The organism is Streptomyces aurantiacus (genome assembly GCF_027107535.1).
Taxonomy (GTDB): domain Bacteria; phylum Actinomycetota; class Actinomycetes; order Streptomycetales; family Streptomycetaceae; genus Streptomyces.
On record NZ_CP114283.1, the window covers coordinates 804,774 to 819,169 of the forward strand.

General features: G+C 67.5%; 14 protein-coding genes. All 14 read left to right on the forward strand.

All coding sequences use genetic code 11. The features are described 5' to 3' along the window. Positions 1-110 precede the first annotated feature (110 nt). The 14 genes from secY (at position 111) to O1Q96_RS05435 (ending at position 14,372) form a co-directional block, all read left to right on the forward strand. Positions 111-1,424, forward strand: coding sequence for a preprotein translocase subunit SecY (gene secY / locus O1Q96_RS05370; protein WP_269247081.1), 1,314 nt, complete (start codon positions 111-113; stop codon positions 1,422-1,424). Further along, entirely contained in the window at positions 1,424-2,113 is a 690-nt protein-coding gene (locus O1Q96_RS05375; RefSeq protein ID WP_269247082.1) for an adenylate kinase, read from the forward strand. Before secY ends, O1Q96_RS05375 begins: the two co-directional genes overlap by 1 nt. Before the next feature lie 99 nt (positions 2,114-2,212). Beyond that, positions 2,213-3,049, forward strand: coding sequence for a type I methionyl aminopeptidase (gene map, locus O1Q96_RS05380; RefSeq protein ID WP_269247083.1), 837 nt, complete (start codon positions 2,213-2,215; stop codon positions 3,047-3,049). Positions 3,050-3,355: 306 nt separating this feature from the next. Next, positions 3,356-3,577 (forward strand): translation initiation factor IF-1, encoded by a 222-nt coding sequence (infA, locus tag O1Q96_RS05385; protein WP_003948620.1) that lies wholly within the window; start codon positions 3,356-3,358, stop codon positions 3,575-3,577. A gap of 58 nt (positions 3,578-3,635) precedes the next feature. Next, complete coding sequence (gene rpmJ, locus O1Q96_RS05390) at positions 3,636-3,749, forward strand: 50S ribosomal protein L36 (protein WP_003998809.1); 114 nt, start codon at positions 3,636-3,638, stop codon at positions 3,747-3,749. A 211-nt stretch (positions 3,750-3,960) separates the two neighbouring features. Next, entirely contained in the window at positions 3,961-4,341 is a 381-nt protein-coding gene (gene rpsM / locus O1Q96_RS05395; RefSeq protein ID WP_055513621.1) for a 30S ribosomal protein S13, read from the forward strand. Positions 4,342-4,410: 69 nt separating this feature from the next. Beyond that, on the forward strand, positions 4,411-4,815 hold the full coding sequence (rpsK, locus tag O1Q96_RS05400) for a 30S ribosomal protein S11 (protein ID WP_003956432.1): 405 nt from the start codon (positions 4,411-4,413) through the stop codon (positions 4,813-4,815). A 123-nt stretch (positions 4,816-4,938) separates the two neighbouring features. Then, positions 4,939-5,961 (forward strand): DNA-directed RNA polymerase subunit alpha, encoded by a 1,023-nt coding sequence (locus tag O1Q96_RS05405; RefSeq protein WP_003966937.1) that lies wholly within the window; start codon positions 4,939-4,941, stop codon positions 5,959-5,961. Between the two features lie 190 nt (positions 5,962-6,151). Next, entirely contained in the window at positions 6,152-6,685 is a 534-nt protein-coding gene (gene rplQ / locus O1Q96_RS05410) for a 50S ribosomal protein L17 (RefSeq protein WP_269247084.1), read from the forward strand. A 90-nt stretch (positions 6,686-6,775) separates the two neighbouring features. Further along, positions 6,776-7,633: a tRNA pseudouridine(38-40) synthase TruA gene (gene truA / locus O1Q96_RS05415; RefSeq protein WP_269247085.1), complete on the forward strand. Its 858-nt coding sequence runs from the start codon at positions 6,776-6,778 to the stop codon at positions 7,631-7,633. A 190-nt stretch (positions 7,634-7,823) separates the two neighbouring features. After that, complete coding sequence (locus O1Q96_RS05420) at positions 7,824-9,419, forward strand: glycosyltransferase family 2 protein (protein WP_269247086.1); 1,596 nt, start codon at positions 7,824-7,826, stop codon at positions 9,417-9,419. After that, the gene (locus O1Q96_RS05425; protein WP_269247087.1) at positions 9,416-10,465 is read left to right on the forward strand and encodes a glycoside hydrolase family 26 protein; all 1,050 of its coding nucleotides are present in this window, start codon (positions 9,416-9,418) and stop codon (positions 10,463-10,465) included. Before O1Q96_RS05420 ends, O1Q96_RS05425 begins: the two co-directional genes overlap by 4 nt. Continuing rightward, complete coding sequence (locus O1Q96_RS05430) at positions 10,462-12,495, forward strand: ArnT family glycosyltransferase (protein WP_269247088.1); 2,034 nt, start codon at positions 10,462-10,464, stop codon at positions 12,493-12,495. The genes O1Q96_RS05425 and O1Q96_RS05430 overlap by 4 nt, the downstream gene beginning before the upstream one ends. After that, the gene (locus tag O1Q96_RS05435; RefSeq protein ID WP_269247089.1) at positions 12,492-14,372 is read left to right on the forward strand and encodes a glycosyltransferase family 39 protein; all 1,881 of its coding nucleotides are present in this window, start codon (positions 12,492-12,494) and stop codon (positions 14,370-14,372) included. The genes O1Q96_RS05430 and O1Q96_RS05435 overlap by 4 nt, the downstream gene beginning before the upstream one ends. Positions 14,373-14,396: the final 24 nt, after the last annotated feature.

Consider the following 14,396-nt stretch of genomic DNA (forward strand, 5'->3'; position numbering starts at 1 on the left):
CCAGGGAACTCCGGGCGGCTTCTGACTGTTAGTTAGCTGTCCGTTACTTATTCGTCGAACCTCAAGACCGTCACCTCTGGCGCACTTGCGCGGGGGTCGCAGGAGGCACCGTGCTCACCGCGTTCGCCCGGGCGTTCAAGACGCCCGACCTGCGCAAGAAGCTGCTCTTCACGCTCGGCATCATCGTGGTCTATCGGGTGGGCACGCACATCCCGATCCCTGGTGTCGACTACAAGAACGTCCAGACCTGTATCGACGACGCGAGCCAGAACACCGGCTTGTTCGGCCTGGTCAACATGTTCAGCGGTGGCGCCCTGCTGCAGATCACGATCTTCGCACTGGGCATCATGCCGTACATCACGGCGAGCATCATTCTGCAGCTGCTGACCGTGGTGATCCCGCGCCTCGAAGCCCTCAAGAAGGAGGGCCAGGCGGGTACCGCGAAGATCACGCAGTACACCCGGTACCTCACGGTGGCTCTGGCCATCCTGCAGGGCACGGGCCTGGTGGCCACCGCCCGCAGCGGTGCGCTGTTCGCCACCTGCCCGGTCCGCAACCAGATCGTGCCCGACCAGTCGATCTTCGTGACCATCACGATGGTGGTCACCATGACCGCCGGTACGGCCATGGTCATGTGGCTCGGTGAGCTCATCACCGACCGCGGCATCGGCAACGGCATGTCGATCCTGATGTTCATCTCGATCGCCGCCACCTTCCCGTCGGCGCTGTGGGCCATCAAGCAGCAGGGCAACCTGGCGGACGGCTGGATCGAGTTCGGCACCGTGGTCGCGGTCGGCCTGGTCATGATCGGCCTGGTCGTCTTCGTGGAGCAGGCTCAGCGCCGTATCCCGGTTCAGTACGCCAAGCGCATGATCGGCCGCCGGTCCTACGGCGGCACGTCGACGTACATCCCGCTGAAGGTGAACCAGGCGGGCATCATCCCTGTGATCTTTGCCTCGTCGCTGCTCTACATCCCGGCGCTCGTCGCGCAGTTCGCCGGTGGCACCTCCGGCTGGAAGACCTGGATCGAGCAGAATCTCGCGGACACGGCCGCGCCACCGCACATCGTCCTCTACTTCTTCCTGATCGTTTTCTTCGCGTTCTTCTACGTGGCGATCTCGTTCAACCCCGAGGAAGTCGCGGACAACATGAAGAAGTATGGTGGCTTCATCCCGGGCATCCGGGCTGGCCGACCGACCGCTGAGTACCTGTCGTACGTGCTCAACCGGATCACCTGGCCGGGTTCGCTGTACTTGGGTCTGATCGCTCTCGTGCCGACGATGGCGTTGGCGGGCTTCGGCGCCAACCAGAACTTCCCGTTCGGTGGTACCAGCATCCTCATCATCGTGGGTGTCGGTCTGGAGACGGTGAAGCAGATCGAGAGCCAGCTCCAGCAGCGCAATTACGAAGGGTTCCTCCGCTGATGCGAATCGTCCTCGTCGGGCCACCCGGTGCGGGCAAGGGAACGCAGGCCGCGTTCCTCGCCCAGAACCTGTCGATCCCGCACATCTCCACGGGCGACCTCTTCCGTGCGAACATCAGCCGCCAGACGGAACTGGGCAAACTGGCCAAGTCGTACATGGACGAGGGCAACCTCGTACCGGACGAGGTCACCATCGCGATGGCCAGGGACCGCATGGAGCAGTCGGACGCCGTGAACGGCTTCCTGCTCGACGGCTTCCCGCGGAACGTCTCGCAGGCCGAGGCGCTCGACCAGGCCCTCAAGGGCGATGGTGTGGAGCTGGACGGGGTGCTCGACCTGGAGGTCCCCGAGGACGAGGTGGTCAAGCGCATCGCCGGCCGCCGCATCTGCCGGAAGGACTCGGCCCACGTCTTCCACGTGACGTACAGCCCGCCGAAGAAGGAAGGCGTCTGTGACGTCTGCGGCGGCGAGCTGTACCAGCGTGACGACGACACCGAGGAGACCGTCCGCAAGCGCCTGGAGGTCTACCACACCCAGACCGAGCCGATCATCGACTACTACCGGGCCCAGGGCCTGGTAGTGACGATCACCGCGCTCGGCAAGGTGGACGAGGTCACCAAGCGTGCGATGGACGCCCTCAAGCGTCAGGCCGAGGGCAAGAACGACAGCGAGGGCGACGGCGACAAGTAGTCGTCCTGGCTGGTTCGGCCGCGGTGCCCTCGACGGGCGCCGCGGCCTTACTGTTGTGTAGGTATCCGAGTAGACGGAAGACGGAGAGCGCGGGCCCCCATGGTGCAGATCAAGACCCCCGAGCAGATCGCCAAGATGCGTGAGGCGGGCCTGGTCGTCGCCGCCGTCCACAAGGCGACGAGGGAAGCGGCGGTGCCCGGCGCCACGACACGCGATCTCGACCAGGTCGCCCGCAAGGTGCTCGACGAGCACGGGGCGAAGTCGAACTTCCTGGGCTACGGCGGCTTCCCCGCCACGATCTGCACCTCGGCGAACCAGGTCGTCGTCCACGGCATCCCGAGCGACGACGTCGTCCTCAAGGACGGGGACATCATCTCGATCGACGCGGGCGCGATCATCGACGGCTGGCACGGGGACGCCGCGTACACGGCGTTCGTGGGGTCCGGTCACGCTCCGGAACTGATTGAGCTCTCCCGGGTGACCGAGGAGTCGATGTGGGCCGGAATCGCGGCGATGAAGCTGGGGAACCGGCTCGTCGACGTCTCCCGGGCCATCGAGACGTACATCCGCCGCCAGCCGAAGCCCGGCGGCGGCAAGTACGGGATCATCGAGGACTACGGCGGCCACGGCATCGGGACCGAGATGCACATGGACCCGCATCTGCTGAACTACGTGGAGCGCCGGCGGGGCAAGGGCCCGAAGCTGGTGCCCGGGTTCTGCCTCGCCATCGAGCCCATGGTGTCGCTGGGTACGCCGAGGACCGAGGTCCTCTCCGACGACTGGACGGTCATCACGACCGACGGCACGTGGTCGTCGCACTGGGAGCACTCCGTCGCGCTGACGGATGAGGGCCCGCTGGTTCTCACCGCTCCCGACGGGGGCAAGGCGAAGCTCGCCGAGTACGGGATCACGGCCGCGCCTGATCCCCTGGGCTGAATCCGCCCTCGGAGTGGGTGTCGGGGTCCTGTTGTGCGTCGGCTGCGGGTTGTCCGTGGCTGGTCGCGCCCGCGCGGCGGAGCCGTATGTGTCACAGCCCCGCGCCCCTGACGGGGCGCCCGTGCCCAGCCGTTCGCGAGGGCGGCTCCGAGCTCGCTGCTTAGGGATCTTCCGTATGGGGCAGACTTTCTCGATTCGTCTTTCCGAGGGCCCTGGCGTAGACTGACTCGTCGGCTCTCGTGCATCCGCATGTCTGCATGCGGTAAGCGCGGAGTCGATCAAGGTAGTCGATTCGAAGGGCGAAGCGTGGCCAAGAAGCAAGGTGCCATCGAGATCGAGGGCACTGTCGTCGAGTCTCTTCCGAACGCCATGTTCAAGGTCGAGCTCCAGAACGGCCACCAGGTCCTGGCTCACATCAGCGGCAAGATGCGTATGCACTACATCCGTATCCTCCCTGACGACCGGGTCGTGGTGGAGCTGTCTCCGTACGACCTCACGCGTGGCCGGATCGTCTACCGGTACAAGTAGATCTTGCCTGTGCCCCGCTTCCGCGGGGTGGTGGCACTGACCCGGAGAACCTCACCCAATGAAGGTCAAGCCGAGCGTCAAGAAGATCTGCGACAAGTGCAGGGTGATCCGCCGTCACGGCCGGGTCATGGTCATCTGCGAAAACCCGCGCCACAAGCAGCGCCAGGGCTGACGCACGACCGCACCTTCTGCACCCGCAGAACTTCGCGCGACGCAAGCAGAACATGTTCATACGCAGAGCCCGGATCGCCTGTTCGCAGGGATCCGACACCCCCGGTCGGAGGCCGGGGACCCGGTTCGTACCGAGTCTTCCAGTGACGAAGATGACGGCGGGCGGGATCCGGTTCTGCGGAAGACCTCCGAACGACAACTGGAGCCATTGAATGGCACGCGTTTCCGGTGTTGACATCCCGCGCGAAAAGCGCGTGGAGGTTGCCCTCACCTATGTGTTCGGCATCGGCCGGACCCTCTCACAGAAGACGCTGGCCGATACCGGCGTCAACCCCGACACCCGCGTTCGTGACCTCTCCGAGGAGGAGCTGGTCAGGATCCGCGAGTACGTGGACAACAACTTCAAGACCGAGGGTGACCTCCGCCGTGAGGTTCAGGCCGACATCCGCCGCAAGGTCGAGATCGGCTGCTACCAGGGTCTGCGCCACCGTCGTGGCCTGCCCGTCCACGGCCAGCGCACCAGCACGAACGCTCGTACCCGCAAGGGCCCGCGTCGCGCCATCGCCGGCAAGAAGAAGCCGGGCAAGAAGTAGTCCTCAGCGGACAACGCTTCACCAGCGGTCTTCGCTGTAGGACCGACCACCTCCCCGTAGGAGTTATAGATGCCCCCCAAGGGTCGTCAGGGCGCTGCCAAGAAGGTGCGCCGCAAGGAAAAGAAGAACGTCGCTCACGGGCACGCGCACATCAAGAGCACGTTCAACAACACGATCGTCTCGATCACGGACCCCTCGGGCAACGTGATCTCCTGGGCCTCCGCCGGCCACGTCGGCTTCAAGGGCTCGCGCAAGTCCACCCCCTTCGCCGCGCAGATGGCCGCCGAGTCGGCCGCCCGCCGCGCGCAGGAGCACGGCATGCGCAAGGTTGACGTCTTCGTGAAGGGCCCGGGCTCCGGTCGCGAGACCGCGATCCGCTCCCTCCAGGCCACCGGCCTCGAGGTCGGCTCGATCCAGGACGTGACGCCCACGCCGCACAACGGCTGCCGTCCGCCCAAGCGCCGTCGCGTCTGACGCACGGTTGTCTTAGTTTTTCCTGGGTTCGGGCGGTACGGCTCCTCGGAGGCGTGCCGCCCGTACCCTTGCAGTAACAGCAGGGTGTCAAATAGCGGGCGCCCATGACTGAAGGATCGCAACATGCTGATTGCTCAGCGTCCCTCGTTGACCGAAGAGGTCGTCGACGAATTCCGCTCCCGGTTCGTGATCGAGCCGCTGGAGCCGGGCTTCGGCTACACCCTCGGCAACTCCCTCCGTCGCACCCTCCTCTCCTCGATCCCCGGAGCCGCTGTCACCAGCATCCGGATCGACGGGGTCCTGCACGAGTTCACCACCGTGCCGGGCGTCAAGGAGGACGTCACCGACCTGATCCTCAACATCAAGCAGCTGGTCGTCTCCTCGGAGCACGACGAGCCGGTCGTGATGTACCTGCGCAAGCAGGGCCCGGGTCTGGTCACCGCCGCCGACATCGCGCCCCCGGCCGGTGTCGAGGTCCACAACCCCGACCTCGTCCTCGCCACGCTCAACGGCAAGGGCAAGCTGGAGATGGAGCTGACGGTCGAGCGCGGTCGCGGTTACGTCTCCGCCGTGCAGAACAAGCAGGTCGGTCAGGAGATCGGGCGCATCCCGGTCGACTCGATCTACTCGCCGGTTCTCAAGGTCACGTACAAGGTCGAGGCGACTCGTGTCGAGCAGCGCACCGACTTCGACAAGCTGATCGTCGACGTCGAGACCAAGCAGGCCATGCGTCCCCGTGACGCCATGGCGTCGGCCGGTAAGACCCTGGTCGAGCTGTTCGGTCTGGCGCGTGAGCTCAACATCGACGCCGAGGGCATCGACATGGGTCCGTCCCCGACGGACGCCGCCCTCGCCGCCGATCTCGCCCTGCCGATCGAGGAGCTCGAGCTCACCGTTCGGTCGTACAACTGCCTCAAGCGCGAGGGCATCCACTCCGTGGGTGAGCTCGTGGCCCGTTCCGAGGCCGACCTGCTCGACATCCGCAACTTCGGTGCGAAGTCGATCGACGAGGTCAAGGCGAAGCTGGCCGGCATGGGCCTGGCCCTGAAGGACTCGCCTCCCGGGTTCGACCCGACCGCCGCCGCTGACGCCTTCGGCGCCGACGACGACGCGGACGCGGGCTTCGTCGAGACCGAGCAGTACTAAGAGCTGGGGACCGACTGCCGGTTCTTGGCTGCGGCCCGGTTCGTGGCCGGTCGCAGTTCCCCGCGCCCCTGACGGGGCGCGGGTCCTCCGGGGCCTTGAAAGAGGTCTCGGATCTTCGACAGGCGATCGCCTGCTCGGACACTGACCTCGGTACCTGATACGGCCGGGGCAGACACCTAGGAGAAACATCATGCCGAAGCCCGCCAAGGGTGCCCGTATGGGTGGCAGCGCCGCGCACGAGAAGCTGCTTCTCGCGAACCTCGCGAAGTCGCTCTTCGAGCACGGCAAGATCACGACCACCGAGGCGAAGGCCCGCCGCCTGCGGCCGTACGCCGAGCGTCTGGTCACCAAGGCGAAGAAGGGCGACCTTCACAACCGCCGTCAGGTCCTGTCGATCATCACGGACAAGAGCATCGTGCACACGCTCTTCACCGAGATCGGCCCGCGCTACGAGAACCGCCCGGGTGGCTACACCCGTATCACCAAGATCGGTAACCGCCGTGGCGACAACGCGCCCATGGCTGTCATCGAGCTGGTGGAGGCCCTGACCGTGGCCCAGGAGGCCACCGGTGAGGCCGAGGCGGCGACCAAGCGTGCCGTCAAGGAAGACACCCTGAAGAAGGACGACGCCCCCAAGAAGGACGAGGCCGTCGAGGCCAAGTCCGACGAGGTCGTCGAGGACGCGGCTCCGGCCGACGCCAAGGACGAGTCCAAGGACGCCTGAGGCTCTGCCTGACAGTGAGCGGGTCCGCCCCCTACGGGGCGGGCCCGCTCTCGCGTTCCCGCAAGAGCGGGCCACTGAGAGGATCTGTGTGTGAGTGACGAAGTGGAGCCCGGGTTCGTACGGGTACGGCTGGACCTTTCCTACGACGGGAAGGAGTTCTCCGGGTGGGCCAAGCAGGCCGCGGGACGGCGGACCGTGCAGGGCGAGATCGAGGACGCCCTGCGGACCGTGACGCGGTCGGGGGACACCACGTACGAGCTGACCGTGGCCGGGCGGACCGACGCCGGGGTGCACGCCCGGGGCCAGGTCGCTCATGTCGACCTGCCCGAGGAGCTGTGGGGCGAGCACCGGGAGAAGCTGCTGAAGCGGCTGGCCGGGCGGTTGCCGAAGGACGTGCGGGTGTGGGCGCTCGCGGAGGCGCCGAGCGGCTTCAACGCGCGGTTCTCGGCGATCTGGCGGCGGTACGCCTACCGCGTCACCGACAACCAGGGCGGGGTCGACCCCCTGCTGCGCGGTCACGTGCTGTGGCACGACTGGCCGCTCGACGTCGACGCCATGAACGAGGCCGCGAAGAGGCTCCTCGGGGAGCACGACTTCGCCGCCTACTGCAAGAAGCGCGAGGGCGCCACGACCATCCGTACGCTCCAGGAGCTGCGGCTGGAGCGGGGGAGTGACGGGATCGTCACCGCCACCGTGCGGGCCGACGCCTTCTGCCACAACATGGTGCGGTCGCTGATCGGGGCGCTGCTGTTCGTGGGGGACGGGCACCGGGGGCCCAACTGGCCCGGAGAGGTGCTCGCCGCCGGGGTCCGGGACTCCGCCGTGCACGTCGTGCGACCGCACGGGCTGACCCTCGAAGAGGTCGGGTATCCGGCCGACGAGCTGCTCGCCGCCCGCAACAAGGAGGCCCGGAACCGGCGCTCGCTGCCCGGTGCCGGCTGCTGCTGACGGGCCCCCGACGGTGCCTAAGTGGGTACATATGCCCGCTGTGATGTGTGATGAAACCCCTGCGTAACACGTACGTTCGGACGTAACCTCTGAAACTCAGTTATGATTTCGCTGCTCGGCTGAGAGTTCGATTAGGGGTTGGCCGAGTTCGGGTGGGGGTAACGGGCCGGATCGGCCCCGGGGGTTGTGCATGAGTGCAGTGGGGACTGCTCGTGTTCCGCAGAACAGGAAACGCAAGAAAACGCCGCAGAGTCATGGGCTGCTGCCGACGCCGCCGGACGACGTGGAGAAGTACTCGTACAGCCGTCGGTATCTGTGGGTGCTGACGTTCGGTTCGCTGATCAGCTTCGCGTGTCTGGCGATGAGCCAGTTCCTGTTCACGGCGTCGAGCCCGTGGTTCTGGCTGACGCTGCCGTTGCTGGCGTTCATCATCGCGGACTACCTGATCTCGTTGTACCTCGACGGGCTCAGCAAGGACTTCGACATCAAGGGCCACAAGCGCCTCGTGCGCAAGTGGCAGCCCGCGGTGTACCCGAGCGTGGACATCTTCCTGCCGGTGTGCGGTGAGCCCCTGGAGGTCCTGCACAACACCTGGGTCCATGTGAACCGGCTCGCCAGCAGCTACCAGGGCGTCGTCAACACGTACGTCCTGGACGACGCGGCCGAGGACGAGGTCGGGGCCATGGCCACCGACTTCGGGTTCCAGTACGTGGTGCGGCCCAACCGCGGCTGGTTCAAGAAGGCCGGCAACCTCAATCACGCCTTCGAGAAGACCGACGGCGACCACATCCTCATCCTCGACGCCGACTTCGCGCCGCGTGCCGACCTGCTGGACGAACTGCTGCCGCACATGGACGACGACGAGAAGGTCGCCATCGTGCAGTCGCCGCAGTTCTTCCGCATCGTCGACCGGCAGAACTGGATCGAGCGCGGCGCGGGCGCCGTGCAGGAGCAGTTCTACCGGTCCGTGCAGACCTCCCGTGAGGACAAGGACGGGTCGATCTGCGTCGGCTCGTGTGCGATCTACCGGCGCGCGGCCCTGGAGCAGACCAACGGCATCACGCTGATCGAGCACTCCGAGGACATGTACACCGGCTTCGACCTGCGGGCCCTCGGCTGGAAGCTGCGCTACGTGCCCGTCGCGCTGTCCGCCGGAGTGTGCCCGGACACGGCCGGTGCCTTCCACAACCAGCAGTACCGCTGGTGCATGGGCTCGCTGGAGCTCCTCACCAGCAAGCGTTTCTGGGAGATGGACCTCAAGTTCAAGACCCGGCTCTGCTACGTGTCGGGGTTCCTGTACTACCTCCAGACCGCGCTCGCCACGTTCATCGCGCCGGTCATCCCGCTCGCCCTGATGATCCTGCGCCCCGACCTGCTGCGTGCCGAGGCCGCCATGTGGGTGCTGCCGAGCATCGCGTACGTGACGCTGGTGCTGCCGCTGTGGCACCGGGCGCCGTACCGGCTGGAGGCCTGGGCCGTGCGGATCATGTACGGCTGGTCGCACGTCTTCGCCGTCTGGGACGTGCTGCGGGGCCGTCCGATGGGCTGGAAGCCCACGGGCTCGGCGGGCGCCAAGAAGAACGGCATGCGCCGCTACTGGAACTGCATGATCTTCTGGACCGGCGGCACGGCCGTGGTCTGGATCGTCGTCGCCGCCTGGCGCATGCTCACCCTCTATCCGCCGGACTTCGCGCTGATGCTGTCCGCCGGCCTCTTCTACGCGATGGTCGTCGGCCGCGTTCTCGTGCAGCCGCGTGCCCAGGAAGTGCAGGAAGCGACCGCATGAGTTTCTCCGTACGCCGAGTGCGGGCATCACGGCCCGTGCGGGCGCTCGTCGCCACGCTCCTCGCCGGTGCGCTGCTGGCCGGGTGCAGCACGTTCTCCGAGGAGGGCCGCGACCAGTACGAGCGCGGCCAGGGCGAGCAGCCGGGTCCCGAGGGCACCGGTGAGGCCAGTGAGTCCGCGAAGCCGGAGCCGCCGTACGACGTGCGGCCGCTGCTGGAGCCGAAGAAGAAGTACCTCGGGGTGGCCGCCGACGGCGCTCCCGCCAAGATGAAGGCCGTCCAGGACTTCGCGAAGCGGGCCGGCAAGAAGCCCAACCTGATGGAGTTCTACTCCGCGTGGGGCGACCAGTACGAGCAGGAGCTCGTGACGAACTCGTGGGACTACGGCGCTGTCGCGTTCATCGCCTGGGAGCCCTTCGAGACGAGCATGAAGGACATCGCCTCCGGCAAGGAGGACGCGTACATCCGTGAGTACGCGAAGTCCGTCAAGGAGCTGAACCTGCCGGTCGCGATCAGCTTCGCGCACGAGATGAACGGCTTCTGGTACCCGTGGGGCACCAAGAAGACGAGCGCGGCCGACTTCACCGCCGCGTACAAGCACATCCACGACCTCTTCGACGACGAGGGCGCCACCCAGGTCATCTGGGTGTGGAGCCCGAACGTCACCCACCCGATGCCGAAGGTGAAGCTCAAGCCGTACTGGCCGGGCGACGACTACGTCGACTGGGTCGGTGTCATCGGCTACTACGCGGCCACCGGGCCCAACACCTACCAGTCGCTGTACGGGCCGACGATGACCCAGATCCGCGGCTTCACGAAGAAACCGTTCATCATCGCGGAGACGGCCGCGCAGGCCGGTGAGCGCAAGCCCGCCGACATCAAGTCCCTCTTCGCGGGGACGGCCGAGCGCGACGACGTCATCGGGTTCGTCTGGTTCAACTTCGACAAGGAGACGGACTGGCGCATCAACAGCGGCCCGCTCTCCGAGAAGACCTTCAAGCAGGAGGCCGCGAACCCGCGCTTCGGATTCGATGTGACGAAGCCATGACCGACCGACGCACGCCCACGTGGGCGGACGACTCCGAGCTGTACGACGAATACGGATACGGGCAGCAACAGGGTCAGCAGCAGCACCAGCATCAGCAGCACCAGAACCCCCAGAACCACCAGCAGTACGACAACGGTGGCAACGGGTACCCGCAGCAGAACGGGCAGCACCAGCAGTACGGCCAGGGACAGCAGCAGTACGGCCACGGCGTGGACCAGCAGCGGTACCAGCAGCAGGAGAGCCTGCGGCAGTACGCACAGCAGGCCCAGGCCCAGTCCCCGTCCCGGGCGCAGTCGGCCTACCCTCCGCAGCAGGAGCAGGCCTACCAGCCCGGCTACTTCACCGAGACCGGCAGCTGGCGTTTCGACGTCCACGGCCGGACGACCTCGTATCCCGACCAGCAGACCTACGACACGTACGCGCCCTTCGACCCGTATGCCTCGCACACCGCGGTCGAGCCCGAGCCGGTCGCCGCGCCCGTTGCGCCGGAGCCGGAGAAGCCGGGTTACACGCTGCCGCCTGTGCAGGAGTCGGCGTGGGCGGTGGACGGCGGGCGCAGCAAGCTGCTGGGACGCTGGGTGCTGCTCTGTGTGCTGTTCATCCAGACGGGGCTCTCGCTGCGGCTGCGCGGCACCGCGTTCCAGGACGAGGCGCTCTACATCGCGGCCGGCCACTACGAGGTCGGCAACATCCTGCACGGCACGCCCGTGCCGGGTGACTTCGAGGGCTACTTCTCGGGTTACCCGAAGCTGTACCCGGTGCTCGCGGCCATGGCCGACAGCGTGGGCGGGCTCGCCGGAGTGCGCATCGTCAGCCTCTTCTTCATGCTCGGCGCGACCGCGCTGCTGTACGCGACGACCCGCCGGATGTTCAACGTCCGGGCGGCGCTCGGCGCGGCGGCCCTCTTCTCCGTCATCCAGTCGACGGTGTTCCTCGGCAACTTCGCCACCTTCGACGCCGCGGCGATCTTCCTGCTGGCCCTGGCCTTCTGGATCATCGTACGGACCGGCCGGTCGCACATCCTGGCGGTCGTGCTCGCGGCGCCCCCGGCGTTCCTGGCCTTCGGTACGAAGTACGCGGCGGGCCTGTACCTGCCGACCCTGGTGGTCCTCGCGGTGCTGACCGCCTACCGCCACCGCGGGATGCTGGCGCTGGTCCGCGGTGCGGTGCTCGGCGGGGCGATGGCCCTCATGCTGGGCGTCGCCTACGTCTTCGCCGGGTCGCTCGGCGGTATCAGCCAGACCACCACCGACCGTGCCAAGGGCGCCGACACGGCGATGACGATCCTGCAGCACAGCTCCGAGTGGGGCGGGCTGATGTTCCTCGCGGCGCTCGGGGGCTCCATCGCCTATGTGCTCCGCCCGAACATGGGCGAGATGCCGTGGGTCGACCAGAAGGGGCCCGGGAGGTTCCGGCGGATCTCGCTCGGAGTGGTACTGACCGGGACGGCGCTGCTGGCCCCGGCCTACCAGATCCACCTCCAGACGGAGATCTCGCTGTTCAAGCACGTGGGCTTCGGCCTGCTCTTCGCCGGACCGATGGCGGGTCTCGGCATGTCGCGGCTCGTCGGACCGCACTTCCGGCACCCGCAGCTCGGGATCATCCTGTACGTGCTGACGCTGGTGTTCGGCATGGTGCAGTCGCAGCAGGCGTACAGCTTCCCGGACTCCAAGGAGATGACGGCGATCCTGCGCACCATGGTCGACCGCAAGGGCAGCTATCTCGCCGAGGAGCACGAGGTTCCCGCGTACTACCTGCGGGACAAGACCGACTACGACCAGTGGCAGAGCACATTCGGCATGGACTACAAGGACAAGAAGGGCAAGCAGTACTCCGGCCCCGACGCCTACCGTGCCGCGGTCAAGGACGCGAAGTTCGACATCATCGTGCTGCGCGGGACGGTCACGCCCGAGGTCGACCAGGCCGTGACCGACGCGCTGCGCGGGAATTCCCACTACCGCCTGGCAGCCGTGTCGCGCTTCACCACGAGTAAGGGCGACGGCGCGTTCCGGATTTGGGTGAAGCGATGAGTGTCAATGCCTCTCCGCCGTACGGCGGCGGATATCCCGACGCCCAGGGGGGCCAGGACCCGTACGCGGGTCAGGGCGCCTACCCCGGGCAGGACACGTACACCGGCCAGGGCGGTTACGGCGGCAACGGTCAGGTCCCCTATGCCGAGCCCGGACACGGCACGTACGCCGATCCGGGGCAGGGCGCGTACGGCGGCCCCGGCGGGTACGCGGCTCCCGGGCAGTACGCCGACCCGGGTGCCCATGCCGCCCCCGGGCAGCAGGAAGCGCACGTGGCCGAGCCCGTCACGCCGGATCCGGTCGACCCGGAGCCGCCCGCGGACGAGCCCGGCGACGAGGAGCCCGAAGGCCCGAAGGGCGGACGGTTCGCCACTGCAGTGACCTTTCTCCTGCCCACGGCGGTCGCCTTCGCACTGATCCTGCGCGGCATCGGCGACCGCCAGCTGTGGCGGGACGAGCACGCCACCTGGTGGGCGGCCTCGCTGTCCCTGCACGACCTGAGCCTGCTGATCCGCTCGATCGACGTCGTGTTCACGCCGTACTACGTGTTCATGCACGCCTGGGTCGCCGTCGCCGGGGACTCCCCGACCGCGCTGCGCATCCCCGGCGCGGTGGCCATGGCGGCGTCCGCCGGCCTGCTCGCCCTGCTCGGGCGACGGCTGTTCACCACCCAGGCGGGGATCCTCGCGGGACTCGCCTTCGCCGTCGTGCCGATCACGACCCGGTACGGCCAGGAGATCCGGCCGTACGCCTTCGCCGTGGCGGCGGTCCTGCTGTCGACGCTGCTGCTCGCGAGGGCGCTGGACAAGCCGTCGTTCAAGGTGTGGGTCGCCTACACGCTGTCGGTGCCGCTGATCGGCTGGAGTCACCTGGCCTCGATGGCGGTGCTCGGCGCGCATCTGGTGATGATCGTGATGGCGCGGCGCGCGGGCGACAAGATCGTGGGCTGGGCCTACGCCGCGGCCTTCACCCTGGGCATGTGCTTCGTCGTCCCGATGGCCGTCTCGGGCTCGGGGCAGAGCGGGCAGATCGCCTGGAACAACCCCGGCGTCGACGACCTGATGGACTTCCCCAAGAACCTCTTCGGTACCTGGGCGGTGGCCGTGCCGGTCATGGTGCTCGGCGCGATCGGGCTGTTCTTCGCGGGCCGGCTGGCCCTGCCGCTGGCCGTGTGGATCGTGCTGCCGCCGGTGGCGACCTACGTCACGGCCGCGCAGCTGCACCTCTTCCTGCCGCGCTACCTGCTGTTCACGGCGCCCGCCTGGGTGCTGCTCGCGGCCGTCGCCGTGATCCGCATTGCAGGGCCCGTGACCGGGGCGAAGGCCGGGCGGGGGGCGGTCGCGAGGCGGGGCTTCGGCTGGGTGCTGGTGGCCGTCATGGTCGCCGGGGTCGCCTTCCAGTCGCTGCCGGGCATCCGGGAGACCCGCCAGAACGCGCTGGGCGAGCCGGACTTCCGGGGTGCCGCGCAGATCATCGAGGCCGGGCAGAAGAAGGGCGACGGCATCGTCTTCAGCGGTGTGATGACCGAGCGCCGGGCCATGGCCTACGAGCTGCGCGACGATGCGGGCCGCCCGAAGGACTGGCTGATGTACCGCACACCGCAGGAGCGGGGCTCGTTCGACGCGGCCGAGTGCCCGCACCCCGCCAAGTGCCTGGCCAAGGCCGACCGGCTGTGGCTCGTGTCGACGACGCTCGACGGGAAGCCGTTCAGCGGGATGCCGAAGACCTCGGCCACCGTGATCCAGAAGAGCTTCAAGGTCGTGAAGACCAAGAAGCTGAAATACCTCCAGCTCGTGCTCCTCGAAAGGACACGCGCCGCGACGGACGACACCTCTGTGGAGAAGGACGACGCCGCCAAGCGCAAGGTGCATACCTGAGTTGGGATCCGGGCGCGGGAGACC

Coding starts and splice junctions, on each gene's coding strand:
- O1Q96_RS05420 (WP_269247086.1), top strand. CDS start 7,824: ATGAGTGCAGTGGGGACTGCTCGTGTTCCGCAGAACAGGAAACGCAAG.
- O1Q96_RS05405 (WP_003966937.1), top strand. CDS start 4,939: ATGCTGATTGCTCAGCGTCCCTCGTTGACCGAAGAGGTCGTCGACGAA.
- O1Q96_RS05430 (WP_269247088.1), top strand. CDS start 10,462: ATGACCGACCGACGCACGCCCACGTGGGCGGACGACTCCGAGCTGTAC.
- O1Q96_RS05435 (WP_269247089.1), top strand. CDS start 12,492: ATGAGTGTCAATGCCTCTCCGCCGTACGGCGGCGGATATCCCGACGCC.
- rpsM (WP_055513621.1), top strand. CDS start 3,961: ATGGCACGCGTTTCCGGTGTTGACATCCCGCGCGAAAAGCGCGTGGAG.
- rplQ (WP_269247084.1), top strand. CDS start 6,152: ATGCCGAAGCCCGCCAAGGGTGCCCGTATGGGTGGCAGCGCCGCGCAC.
- map (WP_269247083.1), top strand. CDS start 2,213: ATGGTGCAGATCAAGACCCCCGAGCAGATCGCCAAGATGCGTGAGGCG.
- rpsK (WP_003956432.1), top strand. CDS start 4,411: ATGCCCCCCAAGGGTCGTCAGGGCGCTGCCAAGAAGGTGCGCCGCAAG.
- rpmJ (WP_003998809.1), top strand. CDS start 3,636: ATGAAGGTCAAGCCGAGCGTCAAGAAGATCTGCGACAAGTGCAGGGTG.
- O1Q96_RS05375 (WP_269247082.1), top strand. CDS start 1,424: ATGCGAATCGTCCTCGTCGGGCCACCCGGTGCGGGCAAGGGAACGCAG.
- O1Q96_RS05425 (WP_269247087.1), top strand. CDS start 9,416: ATGAGTTTCTCCGTACGCCGAGTGCGGGCATCACGGCCCGTGCGGGCG.